We start from the raw sequence: 12,741 nt of genomic DNA, 5'->3' as shown, positions 1-12,741 counted from the left end.
CATCTGAATAATTCAAACAAAAAAGAGGCTGTATCATAAATTATGATACAGCCTCTTTTTTATATTCTTAACGATTGAGCAGCTAACAACTACTTACCGCTCACCATTCACTACTCCCTTAAAACGGCAAATCGTCGTCATCAGCGCTCGAGCTAATATCGGCAGGAGCCGCGTACTGTGGTGCCGCAGCGGCAGTACCAGCTGCGCCTAATGCGTTTATCTTCCATAATTGCAGGGTGTTGAAATAAACCACCTTGCCCATTTTGTCGGTCCATTTACGGCCTTTAAGGTTAAAGAACACTTCTACATCATCGCCAACTTTAACGTTATCCATTAAAGCAGTACGATCTTGTATAGCCTCGAACTTCAAATACTCGGGGTATTGTGGGTTCTCGATGTATTCAAGTATCAATTCCCTCTTTTTTAACGACTCCGTAACCTGTGTGGTTGGAGATACTTCATATACTTTGCCTTTAATTTCCATAGTTCCGAAAATATTTAAAATGTAAAGTTAGCAGTAAGAAATTAAAAGCGGGGTTATTTATTCATAAATTCGCCAAATATATCATGCAAGTTTTCCACACCGAGAGTAAAATCATAATCACCTGCAACAAAAGGCTTTCGCCTTACCTGCAACAGGAGGTTGAAGCACTGGGCTTTACGCCCACCCGTGTTTTCCAAACAGGCGTTGAGTTGCTTGGTACCGTAACCGATACCATTGCCCTTAACCTTAACCTGCGCTGCGCAAGCCAGGTACTATACCTTTTAAAAAGCTTCACCGCCGAAAACCCTACCCAGCTTTACGAAGAGCTGGTACAGATAGAGTGGGAAAAGCTGATTGATTTTTCAGGCTATTTTTCGGTTACATCCAACGTAAATAACGAGCATATCCTTACCCCGCTCTTCGCCAACGTGAAAGTGAAGGATGCCATTGTAGACCGTATAAAGGCCCAAAAAGGCATCCGCCCAAATAGCGGTGCCGATGCCAATAAAACCGTTGTAAGCCTGTACTGGCAGGAAGATAAGGCCGATATCTACATTGATACATCGGGCGAAACACTGGCCAAGCACAGTTACCGTAAAATCCCGGGCAAAGCACCAATGCTGGAAGCCCTGGCCACGTCAACCATAATGGCTACCAAATGGGATATGAAGAGCACATTCATCAACCCCATGTGTGGATCCGGCACGTTGGCCATCGAGGCCGCATTACTGGCTACGGATAAGCATCCGGGACTCTTCCGCATGAATTATGGATTTATGCACATTATGGGTTACGACGAGCAGGTGTTTTTTGTGGAGCGCCGTAAACTGAAGGATAAAGCGAAGAAAGCCTTAGGCTTTAAAATTATAGCTACCGATATCTCCGATGATGCGGTGGATATTGCCCGCAAAAACGCAAATACCGCCGGCGTAGAACATTTGATCGAGTTTAACGTTTGTGACTTTGCGGATACCGAGGTACCTGCCGAGCCGGGTATAGTGATGTTTAACCCCGAGTATGGCGAACGCCTTGGTGTGCATACCAAGTTGGAAATAACTTACGCCCGCATTGGCGATTACCTTAAAAAACAATGCGGAGGCTACCGAGGCTACGTTTTTACCGGCAACCCCGACCTGGCTAAGAAAATTGGCCTGCGCGCAGCCCGCAAAATTGAGTTTTACAACGGCAAACTTGATTGCCGCTTATTTGAATACGAGCTGTACGAAGGCAGCAAACGCGAACCTAAAACAGATTAAATGAAGAAGCTATTAATTATTGCCCTGTTAGTATCGTCGGCCTTTTATTGCAAGGCGCAGGAAGACCTGGCGTTCCCTTTTCAGGGGGGCGGCCAAATCATGAACCGTTTTTTTAAAGATAGCCTGCACGTGAGCAGCGAGATCATCGATAAAAAAGCAACCGGCATGGCGGTGTTCAAGTTCACGGCGGATATCAACGGCAATATCCAGAAAATAGTTATCTATTATGCCGATGATTACCTGCTTACCCTGCCTTTGATAGATGCGCTTAAAAAATCTAACAAGAAGTGGATTATTCCTAACAAAGAGAAATTCCATGATTTTATTATCCCGTTCTCTATCGGTTACAACAACCCATCCTCGGGCCAGGCCGAAGTGCAACGAGCAGCTTACGAGTTTTATACGCAGCGCAAGCCTATCGTAGCACACGATCAGATACCACTTAATGCGGCAACTTTACTGCCAACGGTGGTAGTGAAGTACAATTTGTAGGGACAACAAACCCTGTTCAACAATAAACGCCATGCCTGTTATACAAGCATGGCGTTTATTGTTTACGGCCGGTTTACAGTAGCTTACGCTTCTACCGTAAACTTCTCGCCTATTTGCTGCCTCCACATGGCGTAGTACAAACCTTTTTGATCTATCAGATCGTGGTGTTTGCCAGCTTCGATGATGTAGCCTTTCTCCAGCACGAATATTCTGTCGGCATGCATAATGGTAGATAGGCGATGCGCTATCAGGATGGTGATATGGTCGTTAAGCACTGATACATCGCGGATGGTATCGGTGATCTCTTCTTCGGTAATAGAATCCAGCGAGGAGGTAGCTTCGTCGAACACCAAAATATCCGGCTTGCGCAATAAGGCGCGCGCTATAGAAAGGCGTTGCTTTTCGCCGCCGGACACCTTTACGCCGCCTTCGCCAATAACCGTATCCAACCCTTTATCTGCACGGGCAAGCAGAGTTTGGCAAGCAGCGCGCTGTAATACGTTCATACATTCCTCATCGGTAGCACCCGGGCGCACGAACAATAGGTTCTCGCGAATGGTACCCGAGAACAATTGCGTATCCTGCGTTACGAAGCCTATCTTCTCGCGCAGCTGGTCCAGGTCAATGTCCTTACTCAGGATACTGTTGTAAAGGATATCGCCTTCCAATGGCTGGTATAAACCCACCAGGAGTTTCACTAAAGTAGTTTTGCCCGATCCTGATGGCCCAACGAAGGCAATGGTTTGCCCACTGCTTGTTTCAAAACTGATATTGTTTAAAGCATTGCGATTGGCGGTTAAATGCTTAAAAGTAACATTACTAAAAGTGAGGGTGTCAACTTTTTCTAAGAGTATAGGTTTTTCTGGTTTCTTATCAATTGGCGTGTTCAGGATGTTTTCGAAATTGCCCAGCGATATCTGCGATTCGCGCCACGATTGAATAACGTTACCTAACTCCTGTAAAGGATTAAACAGGAAGAACGAGTAAAAAAGAAATTTTAAATACTCGCCGGGCGTAAGTTCGTTTTTAAATATCAGCACCAATAACACTAACACCATAGCGCTACGCACCAGGTTTACTACGGTACCCTGTATAAAACTCATGCTCCGCACAAATTTCACCTTACGTAATTCCAGATCCAGGATTTTATAGGTGGTTTTATTAAGCCTTTCTATCTCCTGTTTGGCTAAGCCTAAACTTTTCACCAGTTCGATATTCCTGAGCGACTCTGTGGTTGAACCGGCAAGCGCAGTAGTTTCCGCAACTATCTTCCTCTGGATAGATTTAATTCGCTTACTCAGTGTCATGCTCACAAAAGTGATGATAGGTATGGCGCAAAAATAAACCAGTGTTACCTGATAATTTACTTTTAGCGAATAGACGATAACGAAGATCATCCCCACTAAACTCACAAACAGTACGCTAATGAAAGAGGTAATAAACTTTTCACTATCGGTACGCACTTTCTGCAAAATGCCTAACGTTTCGCCGCTGCGCTGGTCTTCAAATACCTGGTAGGGTAGTTCCAGGGAGTGTCTTAACCCATCGGCATACATCTCCGCCCCGGTTTTCTGAACAATGATATTGGTAAAGTAGTCCTGAAAGTTTTTTGCGATCCTCGATACCATAGCAGCGCCAATAGCCAGCCCAACAAGGCTCAGCGAGCCATAAAGCCGGTACTCAAAGCTACGGGCTATGTTATCTTTAGGTATGATGTACTTGTCCATAATAGTACCGGTAATCATGGGATCAAGTAGCGAAAAGCCAATATTTAAACCTGCAAGGACTAGTGCGAGCACAACCGTCCAGCGGTGTTTTGATAAGTAAGAGATTAATATTTTCATGTTGTGCTACAAAACTAAAAAAAGCGAATGGCTAAGAAGCTCATCCCCTTTAATTTGACAATGCGGTTAAAGTAAGGGTTTTGTTTAACCACAAAGGGCACAGAGATTTGCAGGTTGTATATTCACAAAGGGCACAAAGAAAAAGGCTGGACGAGAACTGATAAATTCCTAATAATAAACGATGTTGGCTTTGTGTGCTTTGTGTTTCTTTCTTTGCGTCCTTTGTGGTTAAAATAGCTATCCAATAAAATTAAAAAAGGGAATAACCCCATCGGCCATCCCCTTTCCCTTAAAACAGTTTAAATAATTTTTAAACCGTCATGATATCTTTTTCTTTAGCTTCTGAAAGCTGATCTACTTTTATGATGTAGGCATCGGTAAGTTTCTGCACTTCGGCTTCGCCAACTTTTATCTCGTCTTCAGATACGCCTTCGGTTTTCAGTTTCTTTATCTTCTCGTTGGCGTCCTTGCGTATGTTGCGCACGGCTACTTTGCCGGTTTCGGCTTCGCCCTTTGCTTTTTTAACCAATTCGCGGCGGCGTTCTTCAGTAAGCGGTGGTACGTTTATGCGGATGATGATGCCGTCATTCTGTGGGTTAACGCCCAGGTTGGCTTCTTTAATGGCTTTCTCTATCAGCGGCAGCAGGTTTTTCTCCCATGGCTGCACAATTATGGTACGGGCATCCGGCGTGTTTACGCTGCCTACCTGGCTAAGCGGTGTGGGCGTTCCGTAGTAATCAACGTGGATATCATCCAACATGCTTGGGTTAGCTTTGCCTGCGCGGATTTTCAATAATTCGCTATCTGTGTGCGCAATTGCTTTTTCCATCAAAGCTTTTGCATCAGCTACTTGTTTTTTAATGAGTTCGCTCATCGGTTTATATTTTCGACAAAAATAATAAAAACTATCAAAGCCCCTAATCAGCTTTCACCCAACAACGCATTTTGTAGCGGTAAATTGCGCAAGCGTTCCTGCACACGGCAATTTAACCGCCGTTATGTTTTTGCGACACCAGTTTTTCCACCGGCTAGCCCATGTCTTTACACTTAGCAACCGGCGCATCATAGGTTTTTTGTCGATGCCGGACTTGCGGCTCATAATGAAGAGGAACTTATTGTCGGGATGGCCCACAACCATGTAAGCGTAATCATAGGAAAGGGCAATTATCCGGCAATCAACCTTAAAGGGCCACAAAAACTGAGCTTTCCTACAGGCAAACCGCTTAAGGTCTACAGGTTCAACAGGCTTGTTGGGTACACCGTTGAACGCAGTGAGAATAAAAAGCGTGGCGGTGCAAATCGTTCTTATACCACGACGAACGAAGCGCGCGTATTCACGGTTTTTTACAGGCAAAAAGCTTACTCGCAACAGGAATAAGGGAGGATGCCGTTCTGGGCCGGCGCAGAACCGCCAAACCTAAAAGTAAGCACACAAAAAATCACGCCACCAAAGTATATGAAAGCGTGCAATTGAAAAACAATAGCAAAGCACCGGTTGAAACGGTGCTTTGCCAAAGCCTTAAAGAGTTACCAACGGCTACCGCCGCCGCCGCCTCTGCTATCTTTTGAGTAGCCGCCGCCACCGCCGCTGCCACCTCTGCTGTCTCTTGAGTAGCCACCGCCACCGCCGCCACGGTTACCACCGCCGCCGCCGTAACCACCACCGCCGCCACCGCTTCTGCGATCGCCCGGTTTTTTGTCCTCAGCCTGGCTAACCGCAATATTGCGGCCGGCAACCTGAGACCCATTAAGGCCAGATATTGCTTTTTGAGCAGCCTCATCGTCAGACATTTCAACAAACCCGAATCCTTTGCTACGGCCGGATTCTCTGTCAATAATAATTTTAACGGTGGTTACTTCACCATAAGCTTCAAAAAGCTCTTTTAAATCTGCTTCCTCTAATGAGTACGGAAGGCTTCCTACGAATATGTTCATCAAAAAATTAGTTTAGTATGAGCAGTTTTTGTCCTGTCATTGTATTTGTTTACACCAAATATAGAATAGATATTAATCACTTGTACAATAATTTATCAATCTGCCCCCTTTATTTTAAAAATAGGCACATTTTGATGCGTTTTTTTCAGGAAACGGCCTCAATCACGTAATTTTTCCCGTTCAGGGCAAATTTATCGCCGGCACTTTTACCTTTCAACTGCAGCCCAATAGGCGATGCGGGCGACACGGCAAAATAACTCATGCCATCCAACTGCAAACTGCCTGCGCTTATGGCAATGTAAAACGCTCCATTATTGGTAGTTACCAAACTCCCCGCTTCTGCTGTTGCCGCTTTGCCGGCCGCACTTATTTGTTGCAGGGCCACCATTAGCTTGTTTGCCTCGTTTAGCTGGCTAAGGTTACGGTTCGTTTCTTGCTGAGCCATCTCGCGCCCGGTTTCGTATTTGTCGCCTGCGCTGCTCTTGGTGTCGTTATTGGCGCTTTGCTGCGCTTCGGCTATGGCCTGCTCTGCGGCGTGCATTCGTGTGCGTACGTAGGTTATACACAGTGCATACAGCTGCTCTTTAATATCGCTCATTTAATTATCCTCAAAAAAACGAAGATGGTAAATGTATCGCATATACAAAGCCCCTAAAAAATAAAAGCCCCGGAGCACTCGCTGCCCGGGACTTTCAACCTAAACCTTATCACAATGTAGGTGCGGGGCACCTACGATTTATTAAACGGAATACTTGCCCAAAATGTTGTGCAAACCACGCCCCATTTTACCTGGAAATGATAAAACAGGGCAATTTTATCGGCAAGTAAAACAATCTGCTTAAAAATATATTATTGACTTTGTCGCGTTCGCCTCCATGGCTGCGTAATAGTTTTCGAAACCAATTTAATGATGCCGCACGCAAAACAACATATCTTTAAAGGCTACACTTTTACCCTGTTACTGCTCTCGATATTATTATTGCTTATTGGGCTTTTAGCCGTTGTACCATTTAAGTAGGCAGCAGCGCGCAAGCCTCATTTAAAGCGGCGAGCAACTGAAAATATCGAGTACAAGGGAGTGGGCGCAAGCGGCCCAAGCTGCTTACTTTTTATTCTTGTCGTAAAAACCAAACACTTTCTGAAGCAATGGCGTGGTACGTGCCGATAGGTTTTGGCGGATGTTGATTTCTTCCTTAGCAATCTCCACAAATAAACCATCTATAGCCCGCTGGGTAACGTAATCGGTAATATCGGGGTTTATTTTACTTACGAAGGGTACTTTATTATAGGCCGTAGCGGCATCGCCATAGTATTTGGTTGCGCCAACCTTATTCAGGCTATTTTGTATTACCGGCCTAAAGCTTGCTGCCAGCTGCTGCGTGGTGGTGCGTTTAAAGTATTGGGTGGCAGCATCCTGGTTCCCCAGCAGTATGTTGGTAACATCCTGAATGGTCATTTGCTTTATGGCGTTCACAAAAATGGGCTTAGCTTCTTTGGCCGCATCCTCGGCGGCACGGTTAAGCGATAGTATTACGTTATCTGCCAGTTTGCCCAGGCCTATGCTACGCAGGGTTTTCTCGGCCTTTAAAGCCTCGGGCGGGAAGAATATTTTGATAGCAGTATTGGCAAAAAAGCCATCGGTAACCGATAACTGATCCGAGCTTTTGCCTGTACCTATCTCCAAGGCCTGCTTAAGCCCGTTGGCAATCTCCAGGGTGCTTGGGTTGCCTAATTGCTGCACGGTGCTTTGTGCTACCTGGCTAAGCGTATCGCAGCCAGAGAATAGTATAAAAAGGAACGGGGTAAACAACAGGATTTTTTTCATAGTACTTACTTGCATGCAAAAGTGCTGCCAATAAAACAATATTACGATATTGCTCTCACCAAAGCAAATACCAGCCCGGCCAATAAAGCGGAGATAGGGATAGTAATGATCCAGGCCCATACCAGGTTTATGGTAACGCCCCAGCGTACTGCCGATACCCTTTTGGTAAGGCCCACGCCAATGATAGAGCCTGTGATGGTGTGCGTTGTAGAAACCGGTATGCCGAAGCTTTCGGTAATGAACAGGGTAACCGCGCCGGCACTTTCTGCAGCAACGCCCTCCAGCGGGGTAACTTTGGTAATTTTGGTACCCATGGTTTTAACGATCTTCCAACCGCCGCTCATGGTGCCCAGCGCTATGGCACTATAGCAGCAAATAGGTATCCAGTTTGGCATGGGCGCGCCATGGCTAATTACCTGCGACGATAGCAGCGCCACGTAAATAATACCCATTACCTTTTGTGCGTCGTTACCACCGTGGGCAAAACTTAGCGCAGCAGATGAAATTAGCTGACCGGTTTTAAACCAGTTCTCGGCTTTTGAAGGTTTTGCGTTGCGGCAAATATTGAGTATGAAAATAGTAATGATGTAGGCAATAATTAGACCGATGAAAGGCGCCAGGAATATATAAGCTACAGTGGTTAAAACTACTTTGGTGTTTACTGCCAAAAATGCGTTAGCCCCCATAAACATTGCGTTCGTCATGCCGGCACCGGCAAAGCCGCCTATAAGCGTATGCGAAGAGCTTGAGGGGATACCAAACCACCAGGTGATGAGGTTCCAGGTGATGGCTGCGCAAAGGCCCGAAAAAACCACCTGCATGGTTATGTATTTGGTAAGCACTGTTTTGGCAACGGTGTTGGCTACTTCGAAGTTGCCGCCGTGGAAACCCCAATACCTTACCGCTATATACGCCAGGAAATTAAAGAAAGCAGCCCAAAGCACCGCCTGGAAAGGCGTAAGCACCTTTGTAGAAACGATGGTGGCTATGGAGTTGGCTGCATCGTGAAAGCCGTTGATGAAATCGAAGATAATCGCAAGGCAAACTACGACAACTAATAAGGTGGTAACCATTTAATGGGTTTTTGTTAGGCGTTTTTAACTAAAATGGATTCCATTACGTTTGCCGCATCCTCGCACATATCGGTAGCGGTTTCTAAAGCGGCCAGTATCTCTTTATATTTTATCAGGCGTATAGCGTCTGTTTCGTATAGGAACAAATCGGCAACAGCACGGTCGAAAACGTAATCAGCCTGGTTCTCTACGCTGTTTATGCGTATGCAAGAGTCGGCTATGGCGCGTACGTTGCGCAGATCTTTTAGCTCGCGTACAGCTTTCTCCAGATCGCCGGAGGCCTGCAGTATCAAATCAGACAGCTTGCGTATATGTTCGTTAAAGTCGTCGATTTTGTAAAGGGCCATGCGGTTGGCGGCACCATGTATATAATCGGCAACATCGTCTATTGCAGTGGCCAGCGCGTGTATATCTTCCCTATCAAACGGGGTGATAAAGTTTTTACCAAGCTCCAGGTATATCTGGTGAGTAAGCTCGTCGCCTTTGTTCTCCAGTTTATCTATCTGCCTGAACAGTTCTTCCTGCGTGCCAGTGTTGGTGCTGTTCACTGCTTCTACCAAAATAGTTGCCATGGCTACTACATTGCTTGCGGCCTGCTCAAATAACGGGAAGAAAACTTTTTTATCTTTTGGGACGAAGTACTGGAAGATACTGTTGAGTGACATTATTTTATGTATTTGGTGTAAAGGTACGGTTGCAATGTTAAGTTAATGTTAACTTTTTAACACGGGTATATTGGGGAAAGGCAGTATTTGCTTGGTTTTTTGCAGCGTAAAACCAAATGTAGACCCCAGGCCCTCGGTGCTGCGCACGTTGATAGTTTGCTGGTGCGCCTCTATAATGTGCTTCACGATAGCCAGGCCAAGGCCCGAACCACCTATCTGCCGCGAACGGCTGGTATCTGTACGGAAAAATCGCTCGAACAGGCGCGGCAGGAACTTTTCTTCTATCCCCATGCCGTCATCGGTAACTTCTACCAACACCTGCTCGTGCAGGGTAAAGATGCTTACTGCGGTTTCGCCGCCCTCTTTGCCGTACTTAAAGGAGTTGTCTATCAGGTTTACCAATACCTGTCTTATCTTCTCGCGGTCGGCATTTACGTAGATACCGTCGTCGTATTTTTGTTTAAAGGTAAGTTTGATAAGGTGCTGCCTCGCTTTCAGCTCCAGCGATTCAAAAACTTCCTTAATCAGGTCGTTTATCTTGAATTTAGTATAATTTATAGGTATCTCACCCGATTCCAACTTCGATATTTCGTCCAGATCTTTTATGAGGTAGCTCAACCGGTCTACATTTTTTGAGGCTTTCTCCAAAAACTTGGTGGCCATTTCCTTGTCCTCGAAGTCATCATCCTGCAGGGCTTCAATATAGCCTTGTATGGCAAACAATGGGGTTTTGAATTCGTGCGATATATTTGAGAGGAAGTCGCGGCGGAAACGTTCCTGTTTCTTCAGGTCGTCCACTTCTATTTTTTTAAGGCGGGCCCATTCTTTCACTTCTTCCTCTACATCTTTTATCGGGTTAGCACTTACGTGCTCGCCCAGGGCATCGCGCAAGTCGCGGCCGAGCTTAAGGTTATGGATAAGTTTATAGATGAGTTTTATTTTAGAGTAGATGTATTTCTCTATAAGGTAGTAGAATACGATGTAGCTGCTTATCAGCGTAACCAAAAAGGTTATCATCATATCGTACCATTTATGCTGGAAGTAATAGTTTACCGCCGAAAGGCTAATGGCCACCGCCGCCGAGTTAATTAGGACCAGTACGCGCAAATTCATACAACAAAGTTACGCTTTGTATATGAATGATTTGCCCGCGCCGGCACCGGCTGCAATTAAATTATTGTTAAGTATTAAGCCCGGCTATTTGGCGGTTTCTACCTCAATGGTAATTATGGCCTCATCTGCCAGGGTAAGGGTGCTGCCACCTATGCCAAAATCGCTGCGGTTTATCTTGAAGCTGCCTTTTAAATTGGCACCGGCTGCGGTTGGCAGGTAGCTAAAGGGCACATCTACCTGCTTGGTTTTATCTTTTATGGTGAGATTGAACCTGCCCACATAATTGCTTGCGTTTTTGCGGCTGAAAGAAAGCGAAGACATGGTTATCTTAGGGTATTTGGCCACATCGAAAAAATCCTCGTTTTTGATGTGGTTATCGCGCATCTCGTTTTCGGTATTGAGGGTAGTTGCATCGGCAATGGCCTCTATTTTACTGTCGGCCAATTTTGCCGGGTCGAAGGCTACGCTGGCTTGCATTGTGCCCAGTTTGCCGCCGGTATAAATACCCAGGTTTTTTATTTTAAAGGTGATGGAGGATTTGGTAACGTTGTTTTTTACTTGCGCAAACGCGGTAATGCCGGTTATTAAAAGGGTTATTGCTAAAAATGCTTTTCTCATCTCTGGGTTCTTTCTATCAGTACAGACTTGTTTTACGGCCATTAGTTTAATGCCGCAAAATAAACGTTGCAACAAGCATAATATTTGATGCTGTTGATTTTATCTGTTAAAACTCTACGTGCGCCCTTAACGAGAATACGTGTACCGGTCCTCTATCACTATTGTATGCCGGGTTGGCAATAAACTGGTAATCGGGCGTAAGCCATAGTTTGCTCTGGTAAGCGTTAAGTTTGTAATAAACCTCGGCTACCAACTCAGAAGCATAATTGAGTTTACCATCACCGATGATAAAGCCGTAACCACCTGCGGCCAGATAATCGCGGTGGGGTTTGGAGATGCCGTTGCCCACCAGGGCCAGGCCAAGCTCGTCGTCTTTGCGGTTCCAGCTGCCACCCTTTAATACGGCGCCAAGGCTTATCGAGCGGTCTATTTCTGTAAACGCCCATGTTTCGGTTTTACCATCGTTGTAGCTCAGTTTGGCAAATACACCAAAATTCTTGCTCAGGTACTGGTCGGCACTTATGCCAAAACCCATCTTATGCTTGCCATAAACCAGGTTGGTATCTACCACTGGGGCAAGGGGTTGCTGCGCAAGTGCCAGCCGGTAATTGCCCATTTTGCCGTTGTTGCGGAAACCTAACACCCTAATGGTACCCTTTTGTCCGTTTAGCTGATAGCGTTTCTCGTATTCTAAAGTTTGCGTATTTGCACGGGAGATGCGTTCGTCCCAAATGGCGCCGTTGGCGGATGTGGTAGTCATAGTAAAAGCAAAGCGCAGGGCCCAGGTGGGTTGGCCTAACTCGGCCATGGCACCCATTACATATCCGCGGGTATTGGCGGGATAATCCCAGGCGGCGTTATCCATCAGCGACCAGTTCATGAACTGCGAACGCGCATCGTGGCTAAACTCGTTGCCATCGAAAAAATCGGCCATGCCGAATTTACCCACAGTAAAATTAAGGTAACGCTTGCTGCGTAAGCCGGCCAATTGGTTCACGTCATCGGCAAGGGTATCTTTATCATTGCCCCATTCAAAATTTTGCGAGAAGTACAGCCGGGCGATATATATCTTGGGTTCGGCACCGCCTACCCTAAAGGTTTCGCCATTAGGGAAACCGGCTATGCCGAGCGTTTTGCTTAAGCCCGCGCCACCCGACATCTCGGGGTTGAAATAAGCCGACGCGCCTTTCCACAAACGGGCACCACCGAATAATGTGGTGGTTAAGGATGTTTGGGTTTCTTTGCTTGTCAACAAGCTGTTGTCGCCCGTGTACGGCGCGCTGAATGCAGGCTTAAACTGCGTAATGATAGTTTGCTGAAAATGCAGGTTAAACCGTTGCTGCTTTAGGGTATCCTGCGCCAGCCCGGTTGTACAAATAAATAACAGGGCGATAAAAAGTAGGGGCTTATTCATAATGTTATAACAAGGGAATGAG

The 12,741-nt window shown here is 45.9% G+C and carries 15 protein-coding genes; 3 read left to right on the top strand and 12 right to left on the bottom strand.

Features of this window, described 5'->3' with window-relative positions; translation table 11 throughout:
* Positions 1–118: 118 nt before the first annotated feature.
* Positions 119–484 carry a DUF3127 domain-containing protein gene (locus tag AC1DYT_RS16580; protein ID WP_133236248.1) on the bottom strand — a complete coding sequence of 122 codons (366 nt, stop codon included), beginning with the start codon at positions 482–484 and terminating at the stop codon, positions 119–121.
* 83 nt (positions 485–567) lie between these two features.
* Here AC1DYT_RS16580 and AC1DYT_RS16575 point away from each other — a divergent pair, with 83 nt between their 5' ends.
* Together AC1DYT_RS16575 and AC1DYT_RS16570 are read left to right on the top strand one after the other, a co-directional pair.
* Positions 568–1,740 carry a THUMP domain-containing class I SAM-dependent RNA methyltransferase gene (locus AC1DYT_RS16575; RefSeq protein WP_477470680.1) on the top strand — a complete coding sequence of 391 codons (1,173 nt, stop codon included), beginning with the start codon at positions 568–570 and terminating at the stop codon, positions 1,738–1,740.
* Positions 1,741–2,232, top strand: coding sequence for a hypothetical protein (locus tag AC1DYT_RS16570; protein ID WP_477470679.1), 492 nt, complete (start codon positions 1,741–1,743; stop codon positions 2,230–2,232).
* Positions 2,233–2,315: 83 nt separating this feature from the next.
* Here the strand turns inward: AC1DYT_RS16570 and AC1DYT_RS16565 are convergent, their stop codons facing one another.
* From AC1DYT_RS16565 to AC1DYT_RS16555, 3 genes are all read right to left on the bottom strand, one after another.
* Positions 2,316–4,076 (bottom strand): ABC transporter ATP-binding protein, encoded by a 1,761-nt coding sequence (locus tag AC1DYT_RS16565; protein WP_477470678.1) that lies wholly within the window; start codon positions 4,074–4,076, stop codon positions 2,316–2,318.
* Positions 4,077–4,386: 310 nt separating this feature from the next.
* Positions 4,387–4,950, bottom strand: a complete 564-nt coding sequence (frr, locus tag AC1DYT_RS16560; RefSeq protein ID WP_477470677.1) for a ribosome recycling factor — start codon at positions 4,948–4,950, stop codon at positions 4,387–4,389.
* Positions 4,951–5,004: 54 nt separating this feature from the next.
* On the bottom strand, positions 5,005–5,271 hold the full coding sequence (locus AC1DYT_RS16555; RefSeq protein ID WP_477470849.1) for a lipocalin family protein: 267 nt from the start codon (positions 5,269–5,271) through the stop codon (positions 5,005–5,007).
* On the opposite strand from AC1DYT_RS16555, the gene AC1DYT_RS16550 reads away from it, so the two are divergent.
* A complete protein-coding gene (locus AC1DYT_RS16550; RefSeq protein WP_477470851.1) occupies positions 5,200–5,454 on the top strand; it encodes a hypothetical protein in 255 nt (84 codons plus the stop codon). The two genes, AC1DYT_RS16555 and AC1DYT_RS16550, sit on opposite strands and share 72 nt — an antisense overlap.
* A gap of 149 nt (positions 5,455–5,603) precedes the next feature.
* On the opposite strand, the gene AC1DYT_RS16545 is transcribed toward AC1DYT_RS16550, so the two are convergent.
* The 8 genes from AC1DYT_RS16545 to AC1DYT_RS16510 all read right to left on the bottom strand — a co-directional run bounded on the left by AC1DYT_RS16545 (position 5,604) and on the right by AC1DYT_RS16510 (position 12,719).
* Positions 5,604–6,011: an RNA recognition motif domain-containing protein gene (locus tag AC1DYT_RS16545; RefSeq protein WP_477461472.1), complete on the bottom strand. Its 408-nt coding sequence runs from the start codon at positions 6,009–6,011 to the stop codon at positions 5,604–5,606.
* A gap of 145 nt (positions 6,012–6,156) precedes the next feature.
* Entirely contained in the window at positions 6,157–6,609 is a 453-nt protein-coding gene (locus AC1DYT_RS16540) for a 3-oxoacyl-ACP synthase (protein WP_477470676.1), read from the bottom strand.
* Between the two features lie 504 nt (positions 6,610–7,113).
* A complete protein-coding gene (locus tag AC1DYT_RS16535) occupies positions 7,114–7,836 on the bottom strand; it encodes a DUF4197 domain-containing protein (protein ID WP_477470675.1) in 723 nt (240 codons plus the stop codon).
* Between the two features lie 41 nt (positions 7,837–7,877).
* A complete protein-coding gene (locus tag AC1DYT_RS16530) occupies positions 7,878–8,909 on the bottom strand; it encodes an inorganic phosphate transporter (RefSeq protein WP_477461469.1) in 1,032 nt (343 codons plus the stop codon).
* Positions 8,910–8,923: 14 nt separating this feature from the next.
* On the bottom strand, positions 8,924–9,574 hold the full coding sequence (locus AC1DYT_RS16525; RefSeq protein WP_477470674.1) for a DUF47 domain-containing protein: 651 nt from the start codon (positions 9,572–9,574) through the stop codon (positions 8,924–8,926).
* A 48-nt stretch (positions 9,575–9,622) separates the two neighbouring features.
* A complete protein-coding gene (locus AC1DYT_RS16520) occupies positions 9,623–10,687 on the bottom strand; it encodes a sensor histidine kinase (protein ID WP_477470673.1) in 1,065 nt (354 codons plus the stop codon).
* A gap of 84 nt (positions 10,688–10,771) precedes the next feature.
* Positions 10,772–11,305, bottom strand: a complete 534-nt coding sequence (locus tag AC1DYT_RS16515) for a YceI family protein (RefSeq protein WP_477470672.1) — start codon at positions 11,303–11,305, stop codon at positions 10,772–10,774.
* A gap of 106 nt (positions 11,306–11,411) precedes the next feature.
* On the bottom strand, positions 11,412–12,719 hold the full coding sequence (locus AC1DYT_RS16510; protein ID WP_477470671.1) for a carbohydrate porin: 1,308 nt from the start codon (positions 12,717–12,719) through the stop codon (positions 11,412–11,414).
* Between the last annotated feature and the right edge of the window lie 22 nt (positions 12,720–12,741).

Source organism: Mucilaginibacter sp. P1_D10 (assembly GCF_056406215.1).
The sequence above is the reverse complement of the archived record's forward strand: the minus strand, read 5'-3'. Positions and strand labels throughout refer to the sequence as shown.

Bases quoted from the DNA above. Each gene is read 5' to 3' on its own strand.
- AC1DYT_RS16580 (WP_133236248.1), bottom strand. From the start codon at position 484: ATGGAAATTAAAGGCAAAGTATATGAAGTATCTCCAACCACACAGGTT.
- AC1DYT_RS16575 (WP_477470680.1), top strand. From the start codon at position 568: ATGCAAGTTTTCCACACCGAGAGTAAAATCATAATCACCTGCAACAAA.
- AC1DYT_RS16570 (WP_477470679.1), top strand. From the start codon at position 1,741: ATGAAGAAGCTATTAATTATTGCCCTGTTAGTATCGTCGGCCTTTTAT.
- AC1DYT_RS16565 (WP_477470678.1), bottom strand. From the start codon at position 4,076: ATGAAAATATTAATCTCTTACTTATCAAAACACCGCTGGACGGTTGTG.
- frr (WP_477470677.1), bottom strand. From the start codon at position 4,950: ATGAGCGAACTCATTAAAAAACAAGTAGCTGATGCAAAAGCTTTGATG.
- AC1DYT_RS16550 (WP_477470851.1), top strand. From the start codon at position 5,200: ATGGCCCACAACCATGTAAGCGTAATCATAGGAAAGGGCAATTATCCG.
- AC1DYT_RS16545 (WP_477461472.1), bottom strand. From the start codon at position 6,011: ATGAACATATTCGTAGGAAGCCTTCCGTACTCATTAGAGGAAGCAGAT.
- AC1DYT_RS16540 (WP_477470676.1), bottom strand. From the start codon at position 6,609: ATGAGCGATATTAAAGAGCAGCTGTATGCACTGTGTATAACCTACGTA.
- AC1DYT_RS16535 (WP_477470675.1), bottom strand. From the start codon at position 7,836: ATGAAAAAAATCCTGTTGTTTACCCCGTTCCTTTTTATACTATTCTCT.
- AC1DYT_RS16530 (WP_477461469.1), bottom strand. From the start codon at position 8,909: ATGGTTACCACCTTATTAGTTGTCGTAGTTTGCCTTGCGATTATCTTC.
- AC1DYT_RS16525 (WP_477470674.1), bottom strand. From the start codon at position 9,574: ATGTCACTCAACAGTATCTTCCAGTACTTCGTCCCAAAAGATAAAAAA.
- AC1DYT_RS16520 (WP_477470673.1), bottom strand. From the start codon at position 10,687: ATGAATTTGCGCGTACTGGTCCTAATTAACTCGGCGGCGGTGGCCATT.
- AC1DYT_RS16515 (WP_477470672.1), bottom strand. From the start codon at position 11,305: ATGAGAAAAGCATTTTTAGCAATAACCCTTTTAATAACCGGCATTACC.
- AC1DYT_RS16510 (WP_477470671.1), bottom strand. From the start codon at position 12,719: ATGAATAAGCCCCTACTTTTTATCGCCCTGTTATTTATTTGTACAACC.